Raw genomic sequence first — 25,366 nt, 5'->3', positions numbered from 1 at the left:
AGGGGCCGCACCCAATGAAGGGTGCGGCCCCTTTCACCAGCTCAAGCGAGCACGGCGATCACGCGGCGATCAGGCCGCGACGACCTCGACGTTGACCTTGGCGGCAACCTCGGGGTGCAGACGCACGGACGTCTCGTGGGCGCCCAGGGTCTTGATCGGAGCGGACAGCTCGATGCGGCGCTTGTCGACCTCGGGGCCACCGGAAGCCTTGATCGCGGACGCGATGTCGGCCGGGGTGACAGAACCGAAGAGACGGCCGGCGTCGCCGGAGCGGACGGCCAGACGGACCTTCACGCCTTCCAGCTGAGCCTTGACCTGGTTGGCCTGCTCGATGGTCTGGATCTCGTGGATCTTGCGAGCGCGGCGGATCTGCTCGACGTCCTTCTCGCCACCCTTGGTCCAGCGGATAGCGAACTTCCGCGGGATCAGGTAGTTGCGAGCGTAACCGTCCTTGACGTCGACGACGTCGCCCGCGGCACCGAGGCCGGAGACCTCGTGGGTGAGGATGATCTTCATGAGTCGGTCACCCTTCCCTTAGCGAGCGGTGGACGTGTAGGGCAGCAGCGCCATCTCACGGCTGTTCTTGACGGCCGTGGCGACGTCACGCTGGTGCTGCGTGCAGTTGCCGGTCACGCGGCGGGCACGGATCTTGCCGCGGTCGGAAATGAACTTCCGCAGCATGTTCGTGTCCTTGTAGTCCACGTACGTGACCTTGTCCTTGCAGAAAGCGCAGACCTTCTTCTTCGGCTTGCGCACAGGCGGCTTCGCCATGGTGTTTCTCCTGTGTGATCAAGAAGTTGGGATACGACCCGCCCTCGATCCGGACCGGCCCGGAAGGCCTGGCCCGAAGTTCTAGAAGGGGGGCTCGTCCGAGTAGCCGCCACCGCCGCCGGAGCCTCCGCCCCAGCCGCCGCCACCCTGCTGGCCACCGGCGGGAGCGCCGGTCGCCCACGGGTCGTCGGCCGGAGCGCCGCCGCCCTGCTGGCCGCCACCGGGGCCACCGCCCCAGCCGCCGCCACCCTGGCCGCCACCGCCGCCGTAACCACCCTGGCCACCGCGAGCGCCACCTGCGGTCTTGGTGACCTTGGCCGTGGCGTTGCGCAGACTGGGGCCGACTTCCTCGACGTCCAGCTCGTAGACCGTGCGCTTGACGCCCTCACGGTCCTCGTAGGACCGCTGCTTCAGCCGGCCCTGCACGATGACGCGCATGCCTCGCTGGAGCGACTCGGCGACGTTCTCCGCCGCCTGACGCCAGACCGAGCAGGTCAGGAAGAGGCTCTCGCCGTCCTTCCACTCGTTCGTCTGGCGGTCGAAGGTGCGGGGAGTGGACGCGACGCGGAACTTCGCGACCGCCGCACCGGACGGGGTGAAGCGCAGCTCGGGGTCGTCGACAAGATTGCCGATGACCGTGATGACGGTCTCGCCTGCCATGGGGGAACCTCTCGGCGGGTTTGCTGCTCTGGCTGCTTGTTGCTGCTACTCGAATCCCGAGATCAGCTGAGCGGGAGAGCTCAGTGGGTCTCGGGACGGAGGACCTTGGTCCGGAGGACCGACTCGTTCAGGTTCATCTGGCGGTCGAGCTCCTTGACGACCGCAGGCTCGGCCTGCAGGTCGATGACCGAGTAGATGCCCTCGGGCTTCTTCTTGATCTCGTAGGCGAGACGACGACGGCCCCAGGTGTCGACCTTCTCAACCTTGCCGCCGCCGTCACGGACGACGGACAGGAAGTTCTCGATCAGCGGGGAGACAGCGCGCTCCTCGAGATCGGGGTCGAGGATGACCATCACCTCGTAGTGACGCATGTGGAACCCACCTCCTTTGGACTCAGCGGCCACGGTCGTTCCGTGGCAGGAGGGTTGTGATGCGTACGCAACGGTATCGGCCGCCACTGACAATCGGGGTTCCCTCAGGGAAGCCGGCAGTGTGACCTGGGCAGGTCTGGGCAGACACCAGTGCAGACGGTACAGACTACCCGCACACACGCTTCCGGTTGAAATCCGGCCGTCGTCCCCGACAATCTGTACACATCGGGTGTGTACGGCGCTACGATGCGCCGCCTTCCGCAGGAGGTGCCCATGGCACAGGCATTGCGACCCAACACCGCCGGTTCCCTCTTCGCCACGGACGGCAAGCCCCATCCGCTTCAGGACGCCCTGATGGCGGTGACGCTCGTCCTGGGCCTGCTGTCCTTCATCACGTGCTTCTTCCACAGCCTTCACCTGCTGACCTCGTGGGCGGGCCTGGTGGCACTGGCCACGGGCGTGTACGGACAGTGGATCTCGGTGACCACGCGGCAGCGGTTCGGCCTGATCCTGGGTCTGGGTGCCGCCGGCGTCGGTTTCCTGATCGGCATGGCTCACGGCGGCCTGTTCGGCGGGGTCATCAGCTGACCCCACCGGGCTCAAAGGCCCGTACGCCCAGTCGGGGCGCTCGAAAGGCGCAGTAGGCTTCGCGCGAGAGCCGGAGCCCCTGTACCCATGGGGACACACCAGCCCGAGGAGCGCCCCGAATGAGCCTGACCCTGAGGACCATCAGTCGCGAGCAGCATCTGGCCTTCATCCAGAGCCTGCCGGCGGCGAGCCACATGCAGGTCCCGGCCTGGGCAGATGTGAAGGCGGAGTGGCGTTCGGAGAACCTCGGCTGGTTCGACAGGAGCGGCCAGCTGGTCGGCGTGGGCCTGGTGCTCTACCGCCAGCTGCCCAAGATCAAGCGCTACCTCGCCTATCTGCCCGAGGGCCCGGTCATCAACTGGTACGCGCCGAACCTGGACGACTGGATCCAGCCGATGCTGGCGCACCTGAAGCAGCAGGGTGCCTTCTCCGTGAAGATGGGCCCCCCGGTGATCATCCGTCGCTGGAACGCCGACACGATCAAGAGGGGCATCCAGGACCCGGACGTCAAGCGTCTGCGCGATCTGGAGGCCGACTACATCGAGCCGCGCGCCTTCGAGGTGGCCGACAAGCTGCGCCGCATGGGCTGGCAGCAGGGCGAGGACGGCGGCGCCGGCTTCGGCGACGTGCAGCCCCGCTACGTCTACCAGGTGCCGCTGGCGAACCGCTCCCTGGAAGAGGTCCACAAGAACTTCAACCAGCTGTGGCGCCGCAACATCAAGAAGGCCGAGAAGGCAGGCGTCGAGGTCGTCCAGGGCGGCTACCAGGACCTGCCCGAGTGGCAGCGGCTGTACGAGATCACGGCCGTCCGCGACCACTTCCGGCCCCGGCCGCTGTCGTACTTCCAGCGCATGTGGACGGCCCTCAACACCGAGGACCCCAACCGGATGCGGCTGTACTTCGCCCGCCACAACGGGGTGAACCTTTCCGCGGCGACCATGCTGATCGTCGGCGGGCACGTCTGGTACTCCTACGGCGCCTCCGACAACATCGGCCGCGAGGTGCGGCCGTCCAACGCCATGCAGTGGCGGATGCTGCGCGACGCCTACGCGCTCGGCGCCACCGTCTACGACCTGCGCGGCATCTCCGACTCGCTGGACGAGACCGACCACCTCTTCGGCCTCATCCAGTTCAAGGTCGGCACCGGCGGCCAGGCCGCCGAGTACCTCGGCGAGTGGGACTTCCCGCTGAACAAGCTGCTCCACAAGGCGCTCGACATCTACATGTCGCGCCGCTGAGCCGCGCGGGCGTTTGATTCCATAGCCTTCACAGCTCACACACCTCTGATCCACCGCAGCCACGAGAAAGGTTCCGGGTCCGGCCATGGCGCTCACGCTCTACGTCGACACCGCGCGCTGGCGGGCGCACCACAAGCACGTGCAGGAGCAGTTCCCGGGACTCGTCCCGGTCTGCAAGGGCAACGGCTACGGCTTCGGGCACGAACGGCTGTCGGAGGAGGCCACACGGCTCGGTGCCGACCTGCTCGCCGTCGGCACGACCTACGAGGCCGCGCGCATCAAGGACTTCTTCAGCGGTGACCTGCTGGTGCTGACGCCGTACCGGCGTGGCGAGGAGCCCGTGCCGCTGCCCGACCGGGTCGTCCGCTCCGTCTCGTCCATCGACGGTGTCTACGGCCTCGTGGGCGCCCGTGTCGTCATCGAGGTGATGTCCTCGATGAAGCGGCACGGCATCAGCGAGCACGATCTGCCGCAGCTGCACCAGGCCATAGAGAACGTCCGGCTGGAAGGCTTCGCCATCCACCTGCCGCTGGACCGCACCGACGGCTCGGACGCCGTCGAGGAGGTCATCGGCTGGATGGACCGGCTGCGCGCGGCACGGCTGCCGCTGCACACGATGTTCGTCAGCCACCTCAAGGCGGACGATCTGGCCCGGCTCCAGCAGCAGTTCCCGCAGACCCGGTTCCGCGCCCGCATCGGTACGCGGCTGTGGCTGGGGGACCACGACGCCACCGAGTACCGCGGCGCCGTCCTGGACGTCACGCGCGTGGCCAAGGGCGACCGGTTCGGCTACCGGCAACAGAAGGCGGCCTCGGACGGCTTCCTGGTGGTCGTGGCGGGCGGAACGTCGCACGGGGTGGGCCTGGAGGCCCCGAAGGCCCTGCACGGCGTCATGCCGCGCGCCAAGGGCGTCGCCCGGGCCGGGCTCGCCACGGTCAACCGGAACCTCTCCCCGTTCGTCTGGGGCGGCAAGCAGCGCTGGTTCGCCGAGCCGCCGCACATGCAGGTGTCGATCCTGTTCGTGCCCTCGGACGCCCCCGAGCCGAAGGTCGGCGACGAGCTGGTGGCCCATCTGCGGCACACCACGACCCAGTTCGACCGTCTCGTGGACCGCTGAGCCCGTCCAGAACCTCGTGGACCGCTGGCCGTCCTGAACGCGAGAAGGCCGTATCCGGTGCTCCCGGATACGGCCTTCTGTTTGTGCCGCCTCCCCTGGGAGGGCCGGCTTGCCGTGTCGCGTGCCGATGAGGCGTGGCGCTTGTTCGCTCAGAGCGAACGGTCGTCGCGGGACAGCATCTCCGGCCGGCCCCAGTCCACCTGAGGCCCCTCGAACGGGTCGGCGTGGCGCGGAGAATGGGCTCCCGCGCCGAGCACGAACGCGTCCTCGGCGCCGTCGAGCACTCCGCCCGAGGGGTCGTCGTCGCCGGACCGGCGCACCACGTCCCGCTCCGGCATGAGGATGTCCCGTACGACGACGGCGCACAGGTACAGCGTGCCCAGCAGGTGCACGACGATCACCCAGTGGTAGCCCTGAGTCGGCAGGCCCTTGTGGGCGTCTCCGCTGGTCGTGTAGGCGAGGTACAGCCAGATGCCCAAGAAGTACGCCACCTCGCACGCCTGCCAGATCAGGAAGTCCCGCCACTTGGGCCGGGCCAGGACCGCCAGCGGCACCAGCCACAGGACGTACTGCGGGGAGTAGACCTTGTTGGTGAGGACGAAGGCGGCCACCATCAGGAAGGCCAGCTGGGCGAACCGTGGCCGGCGCGGGGCGGTGAACGTCAGCGCGGCGATGCCGAGGAAGCACAGCACCACGAGCACCGTGGCGGCGGTGTTGACGAACTCGGTGGTGGGCGGGTTGCTGGAGTTCTGCGCCCAGATCAGCCAGAAGGAGCCGAAGTCGACGCCGCGCTCCTTGCTGAAGGTGTAGAACTTCGCCCAGCCCTCACGGATGTGGAAGCCCGTCGCGTCGTGCGTGATCATCACGGGCAGGTTCACCACGAGCCAGGCGACCACCGCGCCGCACACGGCCTGGAAGAACGGGCGCCACTTGCCGGCCCGCCAGCAGAGCACCATCAGTGGCCCCAGCAGCAGCACGGGATACAGCTTGGCGGCCGTGGCGAGCCCCAGGAGGACGCCGAAGGCGAGGGCGCGGCCCCGGGACCACATCAGCATCGCGGCGGCCGTCAGCGCGACGGCAAGCAGGTCCCAGTTGATGGTCGCGGTCAGCGCCAGGGCGGGCGCCAGGGCGACCAGCAGACCGTCCCAGGGGCGCCGGCGGTGGGTACGGGCCACGCACACGGCGATGACGGCGGTGCACACCATCAGCATCCCGGCGTTCACGAACCAGTACCACTGCTCCTGGTGCTGGATGCCGCCGCTGTGCGGGGTCAGCCAGGAGGCCACCTCCATGAAGACACCGGTGAGCACCGGGTATTCGAGGTAGTCCATGTCGCCGGGGAGCTTGTCGAAGTACGGCACGAGGTGGTCGGCGAACCCGCGGCCCTGGTAGAGGTGCGGAATGTCCGAGTAGCAGGCGTGCGTGTACTGACTGCTCGCGCCGAAGAACCAGCCGCTGTGGTAGCAGGGCGCCTTCTGGACCAGGCCGAGGGCGAACATGCCGATCGCCACGAGCGCCACGACCCGCACGGGGGTCCACCAGGAGGTCCCCAGCAGGGCGTGCCGCCCCAGGGGACCGCCGATCAGCTCACTGCCGGCGGCGGCGACCTCGTCCTCCCTGGTCGGCTGCACCGGCTCTGCCGCGGCGGACGGCACGGACTCGGGCTCGTGCATGCTCGCGGGCGTCATCTCTGCACTGGGCATGGGGCACATCCTGCCGTACCCGGCTAGGAAAACACCGAGGGCCGCCGCACCTGGTGGGTGCGGCGGCCCATGTTTCACGTGAAACACCCTCGGTGGGCGATATGGTCGCCAACCGGTCAGATCGCCGGGCTAGCCGGTCTGGCCCCCGAAGAAGCCTCCGTTGCCGTTCCCTCGGGTGTCACCGGTGCCGGTCGTGTCCGTGACCGTGGGTGACGGCGACTCGCCTCCGCCGCCGTCGACACCACCCGTGTCCACACCTCCGCTGCCATTGCCGTTGCCTCCGCCGTTGCCGTTGCTGTTGCAGTTCGGGTCCCAGCCGAACTGGCAGGACTCGCTCGGCGTCGGTGACGGTGAGGTGGTCGTCACGCTCGGCGTCGGGGTCGGCGAGTCACTCGGCGTCGCACTGGGCGTGATGGTGACGCTCGGGGTCGGGGAGGGAGCACCCAGCTCGTCCTGGACCTTGCCGATCTCGGTGGCGTCCGGGAAGCCGGGGTCGTTCTTGCCCTTGAGCGCGGCCTTCATGTACTCGGTCCACACCTGCGTCGGGATGTCACCACCGTGGATGGAGTCCACACCCGCCGTACCGTTCATGGACAGCAGCTCATGATCCTTGGGGTTCTCGCGGAACATCGCGACCGAGGTCGACAGCTGCTGGGTGTAGCCGACGAACCAGGCCGACTTGTTGCTGTCGGTGGTACCGGTCTTGCCGGCCGCGGTACGTCCCAGGGCCTTGGCGTTCTGGCCCGTACCGTTCTGGATCACGTTCTCCAACGTGTCCGTGACGTTGTTGGCCACGTTCTCCGGCATCGCCTGCGTCCGCCTGGGCTTGGTGAAGCCCGGCAGTTCCTTGCCTTCCTTCTTGACGCTCGTCACCGAGTACGGATCCGTGTGCTCGCCGGACGCGGCGAACGTCGCGTAAGCGTCGGCCATACGGATCGCGCTCGGCGTCGAGGTGCCGATGGCGAAGGACGGGTTGAGGTCGGCGAAGCTTGCGTCCAGGATGCCGGAGGCCTTCGCGACGTCTCGGACCTTCGACATCCCCACGTCCATGCCGAGCTGTACGAACGGAGTGTTGATGGACTGCTCCATGGCCTTGCGCAGCGTGATGTAGCCCCAGGGCTTGGGGCCTTCGTTGCGCTGGTAGAAGACCGAGCCGTCCTTCTTCAGGACGTAGCTCCCGTCCTGGTTCCTCACCTTGAGCTTGTCGTTGCCGTTGTACTTGCTCAGCGGCGAGATGCCCTCGCCCTCGGACTTGTAGGTGCCGTACTCCATCGCCGCGGCCAGGACGAACGGCTTCCACGTCGAACCGACCGGGACACCGGACGTGTCGGCGTTGTTGGTGAAGTGACCGTTCTCGTAACCGTCACCGCCGTAGAGCGCGACGATGGCACCGTCCTTCGGGAGCACCGATGCCGCACCGAACTGGACGTACTTGTCCAGATCCCGATGCTTCGGGTCGAGGCGGTCCTTCTGGACCTTCTTCACAGCAGCACTGAGGGCGTTCACGCTCTTCTTGTCGAAGGTCGTGTAGATCTGGTACCCACCCTGGTCGAACTGCGCCTCGGTGATTTTGGAGTGGTTCAGGACGTACTTCTTGGCCGTGTCGACGAGGTAGCTGATCTGGCCAGTCATGCCCTTGGTCGCCTTGCGGCCCTGAGGCTTGGGATACTCCTTGATGGCTTCCTGGTACTGGACATCCGAGAGGTGCTTGTCCTTGTGCATCTCGCCGAGAATCCAGGCCCAGCGCTTCTCGGAACGCTCCCGGTTGTCCTTCGCGTTCGCCGACGGGTCGAGGTCCGCGTTTCCGGCCGGGTCGTAGTACGTCGGGCCCTTCAGCAACGCTGCCAGGAAGGCGCACTGGCTCGGCTTGAGATCGACCGCGTTCACGCCGTAGTAGGTCTGCGCGGCGGCCTGGATGCCGTAGGCGCCGCGACCGTAGTATGAGGTATTCAGGTAGCCCTGCAGGATCTGCTTCTTGTCGAGCCTCGTGCCCACCTTTATGGAGATGAACATCTCCTTGAACTTGCGGGTGACGGTCTGTTCCTGGCTCAGGTAGGTGTTCTTCACGAACTGCTGGGTGATGGTCGAACCACCCTGCGTCTGACCACCCCGGGCCATGTTGCCCAGGGCTCGGGCGATACCCATCGGGTCGACGCCTGAGTCCTGGTAGAAGCTCTTGTTCTCCGCCGAGATCACGGCCCACTGCATGGCCTCGGGGATCTTGTCGATGGTGACGTTCTGCCGGTTCACCCCGGTGCCCGTCGCGACCATCTGGCTGCCGTCGGCCCAGTAGTAGACGTTGTTCTGGGACTTGGCCGCGTCGTTCTCGTTCGGGATGGAGACCATCGCGTATCCGACGCCGACCATCACCACCAGGCTGCCGACGAAGCCGATGAACAGCCCGCTGACCAGCTTCCAGGACGGCACCCAGCGTCGCCAGCCGTACTTGCCGGCCCTCGGGTAGTCGATGAACCTCTTCTTGCCGGGTGCGGTCGTCGCGCGGCCGTTGCCGCGTCCGGGACCGGCCGGACCGCCCGGGCCGCCGCGGCGGCCGCCGGCGTTGTCGGCCGCTCTGCGTCGGCCACCTCTCTGCGCGGCACGGCGGGCCTCGGCTCGGCCGCCGTAGGAACGCTCCTCGCCTCCCGGGTCGGTGGACTCCGATCCCGGGGAACGGGACCCATAGGAGTCGGCAGGGGACCCGGTGGCGCCTCGCGGTGCCGCACGGCGGCCGGAGGACGAGCCGGACTGGCCGCGTCGGGCCGCGGCACGTCCGCCTCCCTGCGGCTGCGGCGGTTTGCGACGGTGCTCGCTCATCGAACGATTACTCCTCGGGCAGGCGCACCCGTGCGCGCCTGGAACGGCGGCTGATTTCCGGTCCCCCCGAAGTACGGATGTGGTCGGTCCTGCATTCACCCGTACTGCACCAGGGACAACGACGCTCCCCAGGCATCACGCGGTTCCCGGTGGTGTCATGCCGCACAGACTACGCACCACCAAAACGCGCCGAGCCCCGAAGTTCACCCCAAAACAGGCAAGTTGCCTCCAACGAAACGGTGATGTGATCCCGTTCACCACCGTCCCTCTTGTCGCGTGCGGTAGGCCGTTCTATCGTGCTGATGTATCGAGTCGATACATCAGCGCGAGATAAAGACGCTGCCAGGCGGTGCGAGACCTGCGGGACGGACCTGCGGGACCGGGAGGAGGCGACGATGAGCCGGCGCTCCGGCATCCTTGAGTTCGCCGTGCTCGGCCTGCTCCGGGAGTCCCCGATGCACGGCTACGAGCTGCGCAAACGACTCAACACGTCACTGGGTGTGTTCCGCGCGTTCAGCTACGGGACGCTGTACCCCTGCCTCAAGACGCTGGTCGCCAACGGCTGGTTGATCGAGGAATCCGGAAACACCCACGACGACGCCCTCGCCGCTCCCCTCGCCGGACGCCGCGCCAAGATCGTTTACCGGCTGACCGCGGAAGGCAAGGAGCACTTCGAGGAACTGCTCTCGCAGACCGGCCCCGACGCGTACGAGGACGAGCACTTCGCCGCACGGTTCGCCTTCTTCGGGCAGACCTCGCGCGATGTGCGCATGCGCGTCCTGGAGGGTCGGCGCAGCCGCCTGGAGGAGCGCCTGGAGAAGATGCGCGCCTCCCTGGCACGCACCCGGGAGCGCCTCGACGACTACACGCTTGAGCTCCAGCGCCACGGGATGGAGTCCGTGGAGCGCGAAGTGCGCTGGCTGAACGAGCTCATCGAGAGCGAGCGGGCCGGACGGGACCTGAAAGGTTCCGCGTCCGGGGGGTCCGCTCAGCAGGACACCACCACTGGATCGACGGGCGGCCTGCCCCGTCCCGGGGACACCCCCGGGACGGATACGCCCGGCGACACCGCCACGTGAGTCCCACTCAGGGCCTCACTCGTACACACAGGGAGCAACCGGAATGGGTTCGGTTCGCGTAGCCATCGTCGGCGTGGGCAACTGCGCCGCGTCGCTGGTGCAGGGAGTCGAGTACTACAAGGACGCCGACCCGGCGTCCAAGGTCCCCGGCCTGATGCACGTGCAGTTCGGTGACTACCACGTGCGCGACGTCGAGTTCGTCGCCGCGTTCGACGTCGACGCCAAGAAGGTCGGCCTTGACCTCGCGGACGCCATCGGCGCCTCCGAGAACAACACGATCAAGATCTGCGACGTGCCCACCACCGGTGTCACCGTCCAGCGCGGCCACACCCTCGACGGCCTCGGCAAGTACTACCGCGCCACCATCGAGGAGTCGGACGCCGAGCCGGTCGACGTCGTCCAGATCCTGAAGGACAAGCAGGTCGACGTCCTGGTCTGCTACCTGCCCGTCGGTTCCGAGGACGCGGCGAAGTTCTACGCCCAGTGCGCCATCGACGCCAAGGTCGCCTTCGTCAACGCCCTCCCGGTCTTCATCGCCGGCACCAAGGAGTGGGCGGACAAGTTCACCGAGGCCGGTGTGCCGATCGTCGGTGACGACATCAAGTCCCAGGTCGGCGCCACCATCACGCACCGCGTCATGGCGAAGCTGTTCGAGGACCGCGGTGTCATCCTCGACCGCACGATGCAGCTGAACGTCGGCGGCAACATGGACTTCAAGAACATGCTCGAGCGCGAGCGCCTGGAGTCCAAGAAGATCTCCAAGACGCAGGCCGTCACCTCCCAGATCCCCGACCGGGACCTCGGCGAGAAGAACGTCCACATCGGCCCGTCCGACTACGTGGCCTGGCTGGACGACCGCAAGTGGGCCTACGTCCGCCTGGAGGGTCGCGCCTTCGGTGACGTCCCGCTGAACCTGGAGTACAAGCTGGAGGTCTGGGACTCCCCGAACTCCGCCGGTGTCATCATCGACGCCCTGCGCGCCGCGAAGATCGCCAAGGACCGCGGCATCGGTGGCCCGATCCTGTCCGCCTCCTCGTACTTCATGAAGTCCCCGCCGGTCCAGTACTTCGACGACGAGGCCCGCGAGAACGTCGAGAAGTTCATCCGCGGCGAGGTCGAGCGCTAAGGCGCCCGGCGCCGCTCGCACGAGAACGCTCCTGCCAGGGCTGTGAAGGTCCCCGGGTCCCGCGACCCGGGGACCTTCCGCATGTGTGAGGGTGTGATCCATGCCCGTCGTCCGTGACCTGCGCGTCCTGCTGCGCCTGGGGAACTTCCGGCGCCTGCTGTACGTCCGTCTCCTGTCCCAGGGCGCCGACGGCGTCTACCAGGTCGCACTCGCCGCGTACGTCGTCTTCTCCCCGGAGAAGCAGACGTCGGCCGCCGCGATCGCCTCGGCGATGGCGGTCCTGCTGCTGCCCTACTCACTGGTCGGGCCCTTCGCCGGTGTCCTGCTGGACCGCTGGCGCCGCCGACAGGTCTTCGCGTACGGCAATCTGCTGCGCGCCCTGCTGGCCGCGGCCACCGCCACGCTGATGCTCGGCCACGCTCCCGACTGGCTCTTCTACGTCTCGGCGCTGTGCGTCACGGCCGTCAACCGCTTCGTTCTCGCCGGGCTGTCCGCCGCCCTGCCACGGGTCGTCGACACCGAGCGCCTGGTGCTGGCCAACTCGCTCTCCCCGACCGCCGGCACCCTCGCCGCGACCGTCGGTGGAGCCCTGGCCTTCGGCGTGCGGATCGTGGCATCGGATTCCGACGCGGCGGTGGTGCTGCTCGGCGCCTTCCTGTACCTGTGCGCGAGCCTCGCGTCCCTCCGTCTGGCGCCCGGCCTGCTCGGCCCAGACCGGCACCCGGCCCGACCCCGCCTCGGGGCGGCGCTCGCCACGACGGTGCGCGAGCTGCTCGCTGCCATGCGGCACCTGGCCGCGTCCGGACGCAGGGAAGCTGCCTGGGCCCTGGGCGCGATGACGCTGATGCGCTTCTGCTACGGCGCCCTGCTCGTTCTGCTGCTCATGCTCTGCCGCTACGCCCTGGCCGACACTCCCGAGGAAGGGCTGCGACTGCTTGGGGCGGCGCTGGCGCTGTCCGGTGCGGGATTCTTCGCGGCGGCCGTGGTGACGCCGTGGGCGGCGGGGCGGCTCGGCCCCATCCGCTGGATCGTGGTGTGTTCCGGCGCGGCCATGGTGCTGGAACCCGCCCTGGGCCTGCCCTTCGCCACCGGACCGGTCATGGTCGCGGCCTTCGTTCTGGGCCTGATCACCCAGGGCGCCAAGATCGCCACGGACACCATCGTCCAGTCCTGCGTCGAGGACGGCTTCCGCGGCCGGGTCTTCTCCGTGTACGACGTGCTCTTCAACGTCGCCTTCGTCGGTGCGGCGGGAGTGGCAGCCCTGATGCTTCCTCCGGACGGCCGCTCGGCAGTGCTGGTGATTCTCGTCGCCGTCATCTATGGCCTGATCACCGTCGGGCTGACCCGTTTCGTACGCCGGTAGACAGAGCGAGGGGCGATGTTTCACGTGAAACATCGCCCCTCGGTGCCTCCGTCCCGGACGGCTGTTTCACGTGAAACATCGCCCGGACCGATTCAGCCCTGCTCGGCCCACCATTCCTTGAGCGCTGCCACCGCCGCGTCGTGGCCCATCGGACCGTTCTCCAGACGCAGCTCCAGCATGTGCTTGTACGCCGTACCGACGGCCGGGCCGGGACCGATCCCCAGGATCTCCATGATCTGGTTGCCGTCCAGGTCGGGGCGGATGGCGTCGAGCTCCTCCTGCTCCTGGAGCTGGGCGATGCGCTCCTCCAGGCCGTCGTAGGCCCGGGACAGCGCCACCGCCTTGCGCTTGTTGCGCGTGGTGCAGTCGGAACGGGTCAGCTTGTGCAGGCGGTCCAGCAGCGGGCCCGCGTCACGGACATACCGGCGGACCGCCGAGTCCGTCCACTCCCCGGTTCCATAGCCGTGGAAGCGCAGGTGAAGTTCGACCAGCCGTGAGACGTCCTTCACCAGCTCGTTGGAGTACTTCAAGGCGGTCATGCGCTTCTTGGTCATCTTGGCGCCGACCACCTCGTGGTGATGGAAGGAGACCCGGCCGTCCTGCTCGAAGCGGCGGGTGCGCGGCTTGCCGATGTCATGCAGCAGCGCGGCCAGGCGCAGGGTGAGGTCCGGGCCGTCCTCCTCCAGCGCGATCGCCTGCTCCAGGACGATCAGCGTGTGCTCGTAGACGTCCTTGTGCCGGTGGTGCTCGTCACTCTCCAGCCGCAGGGCCGGCAGCTCGGGCAGGACATGTCCGGCGAGCCCGGTGTCGACGAGCAGGCTCAGCCCCTTGCGCGGGTGCGCGGAGAGGATGAGCTTGTTGAGTTCGTCCCGGACCCGCTCTGCCGAGACGATCTCGATCCGCCCGGCCATCTCCGTCATGGCGGTGACGACCTCGGGGGCGACCTCGAAGTCCAGCTGTGCGGCGAACCGGGCGGCCCGCATCATGCGCAGGGGATCGTCCGAGAACGACTCCTCGGGCGTACCCGGCGTCCGCAGGACACGCGCCGCGAGATCCTCCAGTCCGCCGTGCGGGTCGATGAACTCCTTCGCCGGCAGCGCCACGGCCATCGCGTTGACCGTGAAGTCGCGGCGGACCAGGTCCTCCTCGATGGAGTCGCCGTACGACACCTCCGGCTTGCGCGAGGTGCGGTCGTAGGCCTCGGACCGGTAGGTGGTGATCTCGATCTGGTAGCCGCCCTTGTGCGCACCGACCGTGCCGAAGGCGATGCCCACCTCCCAGACGGCGTCCGCCCAGGGCCGGACGATCTTCAGTACGTCCTCGGGGCGGGCGTCGGTGGTGAAGTCCAGGTCGTTGCCGAGCCGGCCGAGCAACGCGTCACGGACCGATCCGCCGACCAGGGCGAGCGAGAAGCCCGCCTCCTGGAATCGGCGGGCGAGGTCGTCGGCGACGGGGGCCACCCGCAGCAGCTCGGCGACCGCGCGCTGCTGCGCCTGGCTCAGGGCAGAGGGAGTGTCTTCGTTCGGGTTCGGCACAACAGAAGAGGGTACGTGCCCGGCGCGGCCGGGGGCGCCCCCATAACGACCAGGGGCGTCCCCGTGACGCGGTGCGGACAGCTCCTGGCATACCCGTGCAAGCACTGCTCTTGCGGCGTACGGCCGCTCTCCCCTCGATACTGGATATAGGGGACGGGTCACGGTTGTCCTTCGATCTTGTGGAGGAGACCGCGGCACTTCCCCTCAGCGCGCATCGTTACCATGCGTGGACGCACATTCCGACGACCACTGACGACGACGAGGGACGGGCGAGCGCGTGGCCGAGGCGGCTGACTTCCAGGGGACCAGTGCCTCACCTGCCCGCCGGTGGCTGCGGCGCGCCGGAACACTGCTCGCCGGGGCACCACTGCTGGCCGGTCTGCTCCAGCTGCCCGCAGCCGGGCCGGCGCAGGCGGCGTCCTCCGGTTCGGTGTCCGTCTCCCTGGACTCGCTCAGCCCCAGTGCCCCCACGGACGGCGACACGCTGACCGTGTCGGGAACGGTGACGAACAACGGCAAGCAGGCCGTCACCGACGCCCATGTGGGTCTGCGGGTGGGCCCCGAGCTGACCACCCGCTCGGAGATCGACTCCGTCGCCCGACACTCCGACGAACCACAGGCCGGCAGTGGCACGGAGGTCGGCGACAAGTACGAGGAGAAGTTCGACAAGCTGGCCCCGGGGGTCACCGAGCACTTCACGATCTCCGTCCCCGTGGACAAGCTCGACCTCGGCGACGACGGGGTCTACGAGTTCGGGGTCACCCTGTCCGGCCAGACCTCCGCCCAGGCCTGGGACCAGGTGCTCGGCATCCAGCGGACGTTCCTGCCGTGGCAGCCGTCGGAGGCCGACACCAAGACCAAGACGTCGTTCCTGTGGCCGCTGATCTCCACGGTCCACATGACGGCCAAGACGGGCGCGGGCGAGCTCCAGACGCCCGAGTTCCTCGACGACGAGCTGGCCAAGGAGCTGGCCCCCGGCGGCCGGCTGGCCCAGATGGTGGACCTCGGCAAGGACCTCGACGTCACCTGGGTGATCGACCCCGACCTGCTCGCCTCGGTCGACGCGATGGCCGCGGGCAACTACCGGCTCCAGGGCGCCGACGGCACCAGCACGCCCGGCCCGCGGGAACACCAGGCGGTCGCCAAGCAGTGGCTGGCGGCCCTGCAGAAGGCGGTGGCCGGCAAGGAAGTCGTCGCCCTGCCGTTCGCCGACCCGGACCTGGCCTCCCTGGCGCACAAGGGCACCAGCGTCACCGGCTCGCTCAGCCACCTCAAGGACGCCACCGACGTCGCCGCGATCACCGTGAAGACCGTGCTCCATGTCACACCGAGCACCGACTTCGCCTGGCCGGTCGACGGCGCCGTGGACCCGTCGATCATGAAGGTCGCGACCTCCGCCGGGGCCGACCGGGTGATCGCCCGCAGCGACAGCCTCCAGGAGACCGGCGGGCTGCCGTACACGCCGTCCGCCGCCCGCCCGGTCGGCGGAGGCACCACGGCGGTCGTCGCCGACGCCCGGTTGTCCACGGCGTTCGAGGGCGACCTCACCAAGGCGGGCTCGGCCACGCTCGCCGTCCAGCGGTTCCTGGCCCAGAGCCTGGCGCTGAACATGCAGACGGACAAGCAGCGCAGCATCGTCGTCGCCCCCCAGCGCATGCCCACGGCGAGCCAGGCGCAGGCGATGGCGGCGGCGCTGAAGGCGCTCCAGGGCGGCACCTGGTCCCAGTCCCAGGACCTCTCAGCGGCGGCCAAGGACAAGCCCGACCCGGGCGCCACCACCCGTATCCCGTCGACGCGCGCCTACCCCTCCTCGCTGCGTCGGCAGGAACTGCCGAGGGAGGTCTTCGGGCAGATCGCCCGCACCCAGGACAAACTCGACAACTTCCGGGTGATCCTCTCCGACCAGTCCCGCGTGGTCACGCCGTTCGGGCGGGCCATAAACCGCGAGATGTCCACGTCCTGGCGGGGCCGGGACGGCGAGGCGGACAGCTATCGCAACGGCGTGGAGGCCTGGCTCGACGACCTGACCGAGCAGGTCAAGCTGATCGACAAGTCCGAGACCAAGCTCTCGGGCCGGAGCGCCACCATCCCGGTGACCGTCCAGAACAACCTGGTCCAGCCCGTGGACCACCTGGTACTGCGCCTCACCTCGTCCATGCCGACCCGTCTGAAGATCGGCGGCAAGGCCTACTACGAGCAGCCGGTGGAGGTCTCCGGCGGGCACAGCCAGTCGGTGAAGTTCACCACCTCGGCCAACGCCAACGGCCGGGTCACGGTCATCGCCCAGCTCTACACCGAGGACGGCCGGGAGTACGGTGACGCCGTCACCTTCGACGTGAAGGTCACCGAGGTCACGCCCACCGTGATGCTGGTCATCGGCGGCGGTGTCCTGCTCCTCGTGCTCGCCGGCTTCCGGATGTACACCCAGCGCAAACGAGCGGCCGCCCGGCAGACCGACGAGGACGGCCCCGGCACGGCGGGGGAGGACACGGACGAGCCCGGGAACCCGGAAGCGCCCGGTGACCGTCTCCTGGAGGAGTCCGACTCCACCTCACGGGCAGACGACCCGGAGCAGCCGAGTGACCCTGCGCCGGACACCGCACCGGAAAGCGCCGACCCGTCCGGGACGGGTGAGAGAGTGGACCGTTGAGCGATGTCGTGGCCGGTGGGCCCGGGACGATGAGGTGGGGTAAGCATGAACGCGCCGTACGACGGTGACCGCGGTCAGGGCGCGGCCGGCTCGGGCTACCCCGAGCCGCCGCCCGAGCCCGGCCAGGTGCCGCCGCAGCACGCGGCGGACATGTATCTCCAGGACGCCTACGAGCAGGACCCCTACCGGGCGCAGGACCTGGCCGCCCAGGACCCGGTCGCCGAGGCGTTGTACGACCGTGCCGCGCACCCGCCGCCGCCCCCGGGCACGTACGACCAGCAGCAGCCGCTGTACGCCCCGCCCGCCCAGTCGCCCTACGCGCCCGACCCGAACGTGTGGGCGCAGACCCCGGCGCCGGAGCCGGGCGGAGCGACCCAGTACCTGCCGTACGGCGAAGATCCGCGCACCACCCAGTTCGTGGGCGTGGACGATCTGGTGACGCACTCCGGCGAGGAGTACCACGAGCCGGACGCCTTCGCGCACCTCTTCAAGGACCAGCAGCACAGCGGCGGCCACGCGCCCATGGATCCCCCGGCCGTTCCGGGGCCCGCCGCGGCGCCGGGCGGGGGGCACGGCCCCGTCGGCCAGTACCCGTCGCCGCACGGTCACGGCTCGCAGCAAGGCCACCCGTACGCCGGCGCCGGGTACCCGGCCGGTCCGTCCGCCACCGGGTACGCGGCGCAGTCCCACGTGCCCGCTCCGGCCGCCGCTCCGGCCCCCGCGGGCCCGGCCGGGATCATCGAGCCGGAAGCCACCACGGCCGGCGAGACGGCCGCTCCCGCCAAGAAGGGCGGGCGGGCCGCCGGGCTGCTGAAGTCCAGTGCGGTCATGGCGGCGGGCACGATGGTCTCCCGCCTCACCGGCTTCGTCCGCTCCGCGCTGATCGCCGCGGCGCTGGGCCTCGGCTTCCTCGCCGACTCCTTCCAGGTGGCCTACCAGCTCCCGACGATGATCTACATCCTCACCGTCGGCGGCGGCCTGAACTCCGTGTTCGTGCCCCAGCTGGTGCGCTCCATGAAGGAGGACGAGGACGGCGGCGAGGCCTTCGCCAACCGGCTGCTGACCCTCGTGATGGTGGCCCTGGCCGCCCTGACCGGACTCGCGATGTTCGCCGCGCCTCTCCTGGTGCGGCTGCTCGCCAACCCCGTGGCCAGCAACCCGGCGGCGAACGAGGTCGCGGTCACCTTCACCCGCTACTTCCTGCCCTCGATCTTCTTCATGGGCATCCACGTGGTGATGGGTCAGATCCTCAACGCGCGGGGCAAGTTCGGCGCGATGATGTGGACCCCGGTCCTGAACAACATCGTCATCATCGTGACGCTCGGCCTGTTCGTCTGGGTCTACGGCACCGCCGCCAACTCCCACATGGACGTCACCACCATCCCGCCGGAGGGCCAGCGCCTGCTCGGCGTCGGCGTGCTGCTCGGCCTGGTCGTCCAGGCCCTGGCGATGATCCCCTACCTGCGCGAGACCGGCTTCCGGGTCCGGCTGCGCTTCGACTGGAAGGGCCACGGCCTGGGCAAGGCCGCGATGCTCGCCAAGTGGACGGTCCTGTTCGTCCTCGCCAACCAGGCGGGCGCCATGGTCGTGACCCAGCTGTCCACCGCCGCCGGCAAGGACTCCGGGATCAAGGGCGTCGGCTTCGCCGCCTACGCCAACGCCCAGCTGATCTGGGGCCTGCCGCAGGCCATCATCACCGTCTCCCTGATGGCCGCCCTGCTGCCGCGCATCTCGCGCTCGGCCGCCGAGGGCGACGCGGGCGCCGTCCGCGACGACATCTCCCAGGGTCTGCGCACCACCGCGGTCGCCATCGTGCCGATCGCCTTCGGGTTCGTCTCGCTCGGCATCCCGATGTGCACGCTGATCTTCGGCTCCGCCGGCACCGGCGCTGCCACCAACATGGGCTACATGCTGATGGCCTTCGCCCTCGGCCTGATCCCCTACTCCGTGCAGTACGTCGTGCTGCGCGCCTTCTACGCCTACGAGGACACGCGCACCCCCTTCTACAACACGGTCATCGTGGCCGTCGTCAACGCCGGCGCCTCGGCCCTCTGCTACTTCCTGCTGCCGGCGCGCTGGGCCGTCGCCGGCATGGCGGCCGCCTACGGCCTCGCCTACGCCATCGGGGTGGGCGTCGCCTGGCGCCGGCTGCGCAAGCGGCTGGGCGGGGACCTGGACGGCTCCAGGGTGCTGCGCACGTACGCGCGGCTGGGTATCGCCTCGGTACCGGCGGCCCTGCTCAGCGGTGCGGCCTGCTACGGCATCGGGCACACCCTCGGCCTGGGCGTCGTCGGCTCCTTCGCCGCACTGCTCGCCGGTGGTGTCGTCCTGTTCGGCGTCTTCTTCGTCGCCGCCCGCCGGATGCGCATCGAGGAACTCAACTCGCTCGTCGGAATGGTGCGCGGGCGTCTGGGGCGTTGAGGCGGGGGTAGGCGCACAACCATCGTCCGCCGCTGTGTGTCGTGCATAGCGGCGGACTGTGGGCACAATTGGTTTCGGCGTCGGACAGCGTGCAACGGATGGGGAGGCAGGGACGACGGTGGCGGAACGGAGCACGGCTGCCGTCGACGTGGCAGACAACAGCGGTGAGCAACCGCTGACCGCCAAGGCGGACCAGTCCACGGCCGACGGGGTGGCCAAGAACCCGGAGCGGGACACGGACAGCGACGAGGCACAGGGGAGCAGCGGAACCGAAGGTCCCGGACGGAAGGCCTCGCCTCCGGAGTTGCACAGCGGTCACAAGCTCGCCAGACGCTACCGGCTGGAGGAGTGCGTCACCCGTCTGGACGGATTCAGCAGTTGGCGTGCGGTCGACGAGAAACTCCGTCGCGCCGTCGGCGTCCACGTACTGCCCGCGGACCACGCCCGGGCCCGCTCCGTCCTCGCCGCCGCCAGGTCCTCAGCCCTCCTCGGCGACCCGCGCTTCGTCCAGGTCCTCGACGCCGTCGAGGAGAACGACCTCGTCTACGTCGTCCACGAGTGGCTGCCCGACGCCACCGAACTGTCCACGCTGCTCGCCGGCGGCCCGCTGGAGCCGCACGACGCCTACCAGATGGTCAGTCAGGTCGCCTCCGCCATGGCCGCCGCGCACCGGGAGGGTCTCGCCCATCTGCGGCTGAACCCGAACGCCGTCCTGCGCGCCTCCACCGGCCAGTGGCGCATCCGTGGTCTCGCCGTGAACGCCGCCTTGCGGGGCATCAGTTCCGACACCCCGCAGCGCACCGACACCGAGGCGATCGGCGCCCTGCTGTACGCGGCGCTGACCCAGCGCTGGCCCTACGAGAGCGACGCCTACGGTCTGTCCGGTCTCCCCAAGGACATCGGCCTCATCCCTCCGGACCAGGTGCGGGCCGGTGTGCACCGCGGCCTGTCCGAACTCGCCATGCGCGCCCTCGTCAACGACGGTGCCACGGCGTCCCGTCACGAGTCCCCGTGCACCACGCCGGAGGAGCTGGTGAAGGCGATCGGTGAGATGCCGCGCATCCGCCCGCCCGAGCCGGCGTTCACCGCCCCGCCGGAGTACCAGCGCACGACCTACCAGCAGGGCACCTACGGCCGCCCGGCCTCGCACCCGGGGGCCACGCAGCCGATCGCTCCCCCGCCGCCCCCGCTGCAGAGCCGTACCGGAAAGGCCCTGAAGTGGGCGGTGTCGGCCCTGCTGATCGCGGCCCTGGGTCTGGGCAGCTGGCAGCTGGCGGACGCCCTGATGGACCGGGGCGGGAATTCGGACGACACCAACAAGAGCCAGACGACGGACGGCGGCGACAAGAACGCCGTGAAGCCGAAGCCGACTCCGATAAAGATCCAGAACGGTCAGGAGTTCGTCGCCAAGGGCGATGCCCAGAGCCCCGGCAACGTCTCCAAGACCTACGACGGCAACACCTCGACGTACTGGAAGACCAAGAGTTTCAACGAAGGTCCGACGATCGCGCCGTTCAAGCCGGGCGTCGGCATCGTGTACGACCTCGGCTCTGCCCAGAAGCTCAGCACGGCCACCATCGGCCTCCGCTACGGCGGTGACCACACGACGGTCGAGCTGTACGCCGCGGACTCGCTGTCGCCGGCCTCGCTGGATTCCATGACGAAGATCGGCAGCGTCACGACGACGGGCACCACGGCCACGGTGAAGGTCACCAAGCCGGTCAAGACCCAGTACGTTCTGGTCTGGCTGACGGCCGTGCCCAACTCGGGGTACGACTCCACGCTGTACGCCAGCGCCGGCTACAAGCAGGCCATCGGCGAAGTGAAGTTCACGGGCTGACGTCTCACCCGGACCGGAGGGGCAGATGGCGGACGGCGCCGGATACGACGGGGTGGGCGACCGCGACCTGCTCGCCCGCCACGTGGAAGGCGACCCCGAGGCCTTCGGTGAGATCGTGCGGCGCCACCGGGACCGGCTCTGGGCGGTCGCCCTGCGGACCCTGGGGGACCGCGAGGAGGCCGCTGACGCCGTCCAGGACGCCCTGGTGTCGGCCTACCGGGCCGCCCACACCTTCCGGGGGCAGTCGGCCGTCACGACCTGGCTGCACCGGATCACGGTGAACGCCTGCCTGGACCGGGCGCGTAAGGCGGCCTCGCGGAAAACGGCTCCGGTCGACGACACCGAGCGGCTGGAGCAGCTACTGGAGCCGTACGAGTCCGCCTCGGCGCCGGCCGAGCGAAAGGACGTGCACCGCCAGCTCCTCGAAGCACTCGGCACCCTTCCACCGGAGCAGCGAGCCGCTCTGGTCCTGGTGGACATGCAGGGCTACCCCGTGGCGGAGGCCGCGCGGATCCTCGATGTCCCGACGGGGACGGTGAAGAGCCGGTGCGCCCGGGGCAGGGCCAGACTGCTGCCCCTGCTCACGCATCTACGGCCCGAAGGCGCCCCGGAGGGGCGATCGCCCGGTGCCGGAGGCGGGAAAGAGACCGGCCCCGAACGGAACCGGAGGCGGGGGTCATCCGTCCCACCGGCAACCGGGTCACCGAGCGGACATCCCAGGGACGCGGGACCGAGTGATTCAGCCGTAGTGAAGGGCGGAGGTGGGCGAGCGTGACTTCCACGACAGACACGGCCGGGCACCCGGACGTCGCGGAGATCTCCGACCTCACCGAGGGCCTCCTCCCGCCGGACCGCAGCACCGCCGTACGACGCCATCTGGACGCGTGCGAAGAGTGCGCGGACGTCTACACATCGCTGAGGGAGATCCGGGGCCTGCTGGGATCCGTGCCGGCGCCGGAGCGCATGCCGGACGATGTGGTCGAGCGGATCACCGTCGCCCTGGCGGCCGAGGCACCACTGAACGCGGGCGGCGAAGACACCGCAGGCGATGTTTCACGTGAAACACCGCCTGCCACTGCCCTCTCCGCCGTACACCCCGCTGGCCACTCCACGGTTCCGGCCACTGATCACCCCGCCGACCGCCCCGCGGGGCGTCCGCGCGCGGGGACCGGGCCCGGGCGCAAGGGACCCCAGCGTGGGCGGCGCCGTGGCCGGCTCGTCCTGGGTGCCGTCCTCACCGCCGCGGTGCTGGGCGCCGGAGGTCTGATCGTGACGTCGCTCGGGGACAGCAGCGACCAGACGACCGCCCACGGGACCCCGACTGCCTCGGCCCACACCTTCTCGGGCGACAGCGTGCAGAACCAGGTGCACGCCCTCCTCATTACCAAGAAGGATCTGCCGCCGGACAGTGCGAAGCCCAAGCTGGGCGGCGACGGCGGGTCGGACACGCCCGGCTCCACCGAGGGTCCCAACACCCTGCTCCAGACCGCGGTTCCGGTCCCCGACTGTGTCCGGCAAGCGCTCACCCAGGGTGCAGACGTCCTGGGTGCCAAGACGGGAACGTACGCCGGGAAGGCTGCCTACCTCGTCGTCGTGACCGACACACACGACACCAAGCGGGTCACCGCCTATGTGGTCGACGCGGCCTGTGTGCACCAGCAGACGGCTTCGGCAGGCAAGGTTCTGCTGAAGCAGTCCGTCGCGCGTCACTGAGTCGGCTGGAACACTTCTTCGCTCGTTCCTGGGCGCGCGTGTGCCGGGACACACCGGGAATGCGGGCCCCGTAGGATCCGTTGGGTGGGGTGAGAGTCCCGAAAGGGACTCCCACCGGTCGACTGACGCAGACCAGAGACGAGGAATCAAGCCGTGAGCGACGTCCGTAACGTGATCATCATCGGCTCCGGGCCCGCAGGCTACACGGCGGCGCTCTACACCGCCCGTGCGTCGCTGAAGCCCCTGGTGTTCGAAGGCGCCGTCACCGCCGGTGGTGCGCTGATGAACACCACCGAGGTGGAGAACTTCCCGGGTTTCCGCGACGGCATCATGGGCCCCGAGCTCATGGACAACATGCGCGCCCAGGCCGAACGATTCGGTGCCGAGCTGGTTCCGGACGACGTCGTCTCCGTCGACCTGACCGGTGAGATCAAGACCGTCACCGACACCGCGGGGACGGTCCACCGGGCGAAGGCCGTCATCGTCACCACGGGCTCCCAGCACCGCAAGCTGGGCCTGCCGAACGAGGACGCGCTCTCCGGCCGTGGCGTCTCCTGGTGCGCCACCTGTGACGGGTTCTTCTTCAAGGACCAGGACATCGCCGTCATCGGCGGTGGCGACACCGCGATGGAGGAGGCCACCTTCCTCTCGCGGTTCGCCAAGTCCGTGACGATCGTCCACCGCCGGGACACCCTGCGCGCCTCCAAGGCGATGCAGGAGCGGGCCTTCGGTGACCCGAAGATCAAGTTCGTCTGGGACAGCGAGGTCGCCGAGATCCAGGGCGACCCGAAGCTCAGCGGCCTGAGGCTGCGCAACGTCAAGACCGGGGAGCTGTCCGACCTGCCCGTGACGGGCCTGTTCATCGCGATCGGCCACGACCCGCGCACCGAGCTGTTCAAGGGCCAGCTGGACCTGGACGAGGAGGGCTACCTGAAGGTCGACTCCCCGTCCACCCGCACCAACGTGACCGGTGTCTTCGCCGCCGGTGACGTGGTGGACCACACCTACCGCCAGGCGATCACCGCGGCCGGGACCGGCTGTTCCGCCGCCCTGGACGCCGAGCGCTTCCTCGCCGCCCTCGCGGACGAGGAGAAGGCGGAGCCCGAGAAGACCGCCGTCTGACCTTCCCTCTCCCTCACCCCACCGCACGACCAAGGTAAGGAGCCCACCGTGGCCGGCAACCTGAAGACTGTTACCGACGACTCCTTCGATGAGGATGTCCTCAAGAGCGACAAGCCCGTCCTCGTGGACTTCTGGGCGGCGTGGTGCGGCCCGTGCCGTCAGATCGCCCCGTCCCTGGAGGCGATCGCCGCCGAGCACGGCGACAAGATCGAGATCGTCAAGCTGAACATCGACGAGAACCCGGGCACGGCCGCCAAGTACGGCGTCATGTCCATCCCGACCCTGAACGTCTACCAGGGCGGCGAGGTTGCCAAGACCATCGTCGGCGCCAAGCCGAAGGCCGCGCTTCTCCGTGACCTCGAAGAGTTCATCACCAAGTGACGTTTCACGTGAAACATGAAGGGGCCGACCCGCAAGGGTCGGCCCCTTCGCGTTGAGCCTTCTCCGCTACAGCGGCCTCAGCGCGGGCTCCTTCTGCACCGCTCCCAGGAGCCGGTCGAGCGCCATCTCCACGTCTTCCTTCCAGGAGATCGTGGACCGCAGCTCCAGCCGCAACCGGGGATGCGTGGGGTGCTGTCGCACCGTCTTGAAGCCGACCGCCAGCAGATGCTCGGCGGGCAGCATGCAGGCGGGCTCCTTCCAGCGGGAGTCCCCGAACGCCTCGATCGCCTTGAAGCCCCGGCGCAGCAGATCCTTGGCGACCGCCTGCACCAGCACCCGGCCCAATCCCTGCCCCTGGTATCCCGGCATGACGAAGCCGGTCATCAGCTGGACGGCGTCCGGCGAGACGGGGCTCGTGGGGAAGGCCGTCGAGCGAGGGACATAGGCCGGCGGTGCGTAGAGAACGAAGCCCGCCGGCACGTCATCGACGTACACCACACGGCCGCACGAGCCCCAGTCCAGCAGAACGGCGGAGATCCAGGATTCCTTCTCCAGCGCGGCCGTGCCCCCCTTCACCGCCGCTTCGCCGCTGACAGGGTCCAGCTCCCAGAAGACACACGAACGACAACGCTGGGGAAGGTCCTGAAGGTTGTCCAGTGTGAGCGGCACGAGCCGACGCCCCATGAAGGCTGATCCTCGCTTCCTTCGCCCGCCGCATCGCGAGCGGCTGCCCCCGTCTCTCCACTCACAGATGCAGACGCTGTCCGGTGGATGTGGCCTATCTGATCGCATCGTATCCACGATCGGTTTCACTCGATACCGCCTCAAAGCAAAGAGCGGACCGTGTTCCGGTACACACCGGACACGGCCCGCT

General features: G+C 69.0%; 21 protein-coding genes. 13 read left to right on the top strand and 8 right to left on the bottom strand.

Going from position 1 to position 25,366, the window contains the following annotated elements:
- Positions 1-69 precede the first annotated feature (69 nt).
- The 4 genes from rplI to rpsF all read right to left on the bottom strand — a co-directional run bounded on the left by rplI (position 70) and on the right by rpsF (position 1,802).
- Positions 70-516 (bottom strand): 50S ribosomal protein L9, encoded by a 447-nt coding sequence (gene rplI, locus OO52_RS00795; RefSeq protein WP_030640106.1) that lies wholly within the window; start codon positions 514-516, stop codon positions 70-72.
- Positions 517-534: 18 nt separating this feature from the next.
- Positions 535-771 (bottom strand): 30S ribosomal protein S18, encoded by a 237-nt coding sequence (gene rpsR, locus OO52_RS00790; RefSeq protein WP_003949403.1) that lies wholly within the window; start codon positions 769-771, stop codon positions 535-537.
- Between the two features lie 81 nt (positions 772-852).
- On the bottom strand, positions 853-1,431 hold the full coding sequence (locus tag OO52_RS00785; protein WP_030640108.1) for a single-stranded DNA-binding protein: 579 nt from the start codon (positions 1,429-1,431) through the stop codon (positions 853-855).
- Between the two features lie 80 nt (positions 1,432-1,511).
- Positions 1,512-1,802: a 30S ribosomal protein S6 gene (rpsF, locus tag OO52_RS00780; protein ID WP_014673750.1), complete on the bottom strand. Its 291-nt coding sequence runs from the start codon at positions 1,800-1,802 to the stop codon at positions 1,512-1,514.
- 273 nt (positions 1,803-2,075) lie between these two features.
- Here rpsF and OO52_RS00775 point away from each other — a divergent pair, with 273 nt between their 5' ends.
- The 3 genes from OO52_RS00775 to OO52_RS00765 all read left to right on the top strand — a co-directional run bounded on the left by OO52_RS00775 (position 2,076) and on the right by OO52_RS00765 (position 4,745).
- On the top strand, positions 2,076-2,390 hold the full coding sequence (locus OO52_RS00775; RefSeq protein WP_030640111.1) for a hypothetical protein: 315 nt from the start codon (positions 2,076-2,078) through the stop codon (positions 2,388-2,390).
- A 119-nt stretch (positions 2,391-2,509) separates the two neighbouring features.
- Positions 2,510-3,628, top strand: a complete 1,119-nt coding sequence (locus OO52_RS00770; RefSeq protein WP_030640113.1) for a lipid II:glycine glycyltransferase FemX — start codon at positions 2,510-2,512, stop codon at positions 3,626-3,628.
- 85 nt (positions 3,629-3,713) lie between these two features.
- On the top strand, positions 3,714-4,745 hold the full coding sequence (locus OO52_RS00765) for an alanine racemase (RefSeq protein WP_030640115.1): 1,032 nt from the start codon (positions 3,714-3,716) through the stop codon (positions 4,743-4,745).
- A 149-nt stretch (positions 4,746-4,894) separates the two neighbouring features.
- Here the strand turns inward: OO52_RS00765 and OO52_RS00760 are convergent, their stop codons facing one another.
- Entirely contained in the window at positions 4,895-6,448 is a 1,554-nt protein-coding gene (locus OO52_RS00760) for a glycosyltransferase family 87 protein (protein ID WP_030640118.1), read from the bottom strand.
- Positions 6,449-6,577: 129 nt separating this feature from the next.
- Positions 6,578-9,262 carry a transglycosylase domain-containing protein gene (locus tag OO52_RS00755; protein WP_420711394.1) on the bottom strand — a complete coding sequence of 895 codons (2,685 nt, stop codon included), beginning with the start codon at positions 9,260-9,262 and terminating at the stop codon, positions 6,578-6,580.
- Between the two features lie 395 nt (positions 9,263-9,657).
- On the opposite strand from OO52_RS00755, the gene OO52_RS00750 reads away from it, so the two are divergent.
- The 3 genes from OO52_RS00750 to OO52_RS00740 all read left to right on the top strand — a co-directional run bounded on the left by OO52_RS00750 (position 9,658) and on the right by OO52_RS00740 (position 12,830).
- Complete coding sequence (locus OO52_RS00750; protein WP_030640122.1) at positions 9,658-10,341, top strand: PadR family transcriptional regulator; 684 nt, start codon at positions 9,658-9,660, stop codon at positions 10,339-10,341.
- A 43-nt stretch (positions 10,342-10,384) separates the two neighbouring features.
- Positions 10,385-11,467: an inositol-3-phosphate synthase gene (locus OO52_RS00745; protein ID WP_030640124.1), complete on the top strand. Its 1,083-nt coding sequence runs from the start codon at positions 10,385-10,387 to the stop codon at positions 11,465-11,467.
- Between the two features lie 100 nt (positions 11,468-11,567).
- Positions 11,568-12,830 (top strand): MFS transporter, encoded by a 1,263-nt coding sequence (locus OO52_RS00740; RefSeq protein ID WP_030640126.1) that lies wholly within the window; start codon positions 11,568-11,570, stop codon positions 12,828-12,830.
- Positions 12,831-12,922: 92 nt separating this feature from the next.
- On the opposite strand, the gene OO52_RS00735 is transcribed toward OO52_RS00740, so the two are convergent.
- Entirely contained in the window at positions 12,923-14,365 is a 1,443-nt protein-coding gene (locus tag OO52_RS00735; protein WP_030640131.1) for a CCA tRNA nucleotidyltransferase, read from the bottom strand.
- A gap of 277 nt (positions 14,366-14,642) precedes the next feature.
- On the opposite strand from OO52_RS00735, the gene OO52_RS00730 reads away from it, so the two are divergent.
- The 7 genes from OO52_RS00730 to trxA all read left to right on the top strand — a co-directional run bounded on the left by OO52_RS00730 (position 14,643) and on the right by trxA (position 24,492).
- Positions 14,643-17,015: a DUF6049 family protein gene (locus tag OO52_RS00730; RefSeq protein ID WP_030640133.1), complete on the top strand. Its 2,373-nt coding sequence runs from the start codon at positions 14,643-14,645 to the stop codon at positions 17,013-17,015.
- Positions 17,016-17,060: 45 nt separating this feature from the next.
- Positions 17,061-19,436 carry a murein biosynthesis integral membrane protein MurJ gene (murJ, locus tag OO52_RS00725; RefSeq protein ID WP_030640136.1) on the top strand — a complete coding sequence of 792 codons (2,376 nt, stop codon included), beginning with the start codon at positions 17,061-17,063 and terminating at the stop codon, positions 19,434-19,436.
- 118 nt (positions 19,437-19,554) lie between these two features.
- Positions 19,555-21,276 (top strand): protein kinase family protein, encoded by a 1,722-nt coding sequence (locus tag OO52_RS00720; protein WP_030640138.1) that lies wholly within the window; start codon positions 19,555-19,557, stop codon positions 21,274-21,276.
- A gap of 25 nt (positions 21,277-21,301) precedes the next feature.
- On the top strand, positions 21,302-22,051 hold the full coding sequence (sigM, locus tag OO52_RS00715) for an RNA polymerase sigma factor SigM (RefSeq protein WP_030640140.1): 750 nt from the start codon (positions 21,302-21,304) through the stop codon (positions 22,049-22,051).
- Positions 22,048-22,989 carry an anti-sigma factor family protein gene (locus tag OO52_RS52395; RefSeq protein ID WP_030640141.1) on the top strand — a complete coding sequence of 314 codons (942 nt, stop codon included), beginning with the start codon at positions 22,048-22,050 and terminating at the stop codon, positions 22,987-22,989. The genes sigM and OO52_RS52395 overlap by 4 nt, the downstream gene beginning before the upstream one ends.
- A 153-nt stretch (positions 22,990-23,142) precedes the next feature.
- Entirely contained in the window at positions 23,143-24,111 is a 969-nt protein-coding gene (trxB, locus tag OO52_RS00705; protein ID WP_030640143.1) for a thioredoxin-disulfide reductase, read from the top strand.
- A 48-nt stretch (positions 24,112-24,159) separates the two neighbouring features.
- Complete coding sequence (gene trxA, locus OO52_RS00700; protein WP_030640144.1) at positions 24,160-24,492, top strand: thioredoxin; 333 nt, start codon at positions 24,160-24,162, stop codon at positions 24,490-24,492.
- Positions 24,493-24,558: 66 nt separating this feature from the next.
- Here the strand turns inward: trxA and OO52_RS00695 are convergent, their stop codons facing one another.
- Positions 24,559-25,176: a GNAT family N-acetyltransferase gene (locus tag OO52_RS00695; protein ID WP_030640145.1), complete on the bottom strand. Its 618-nt coding sequence runs from the start codon at positions 25,174-25,176 to the stop codon at positions 24,559-24,561.
- Between the last annotated feature and the right edge of the window lie 190 nt (positions 25,177-25,366).

The sequence above is a fragment of the Streptomyces flaveolus genome (assembly GCF_000716535.1).
Classification (GTDB): domain Bacteria; phylum Actinomycetota; class Actinomycetes; order Streptomycetales; family Streptomycetaceae; genus Streptomyces; species Streptomyces flaveolus_A.
Note: the sequence above shows the minus strand (reverse complement) of the source record. Positions and strands in the feature narration are given on the sequence as shown.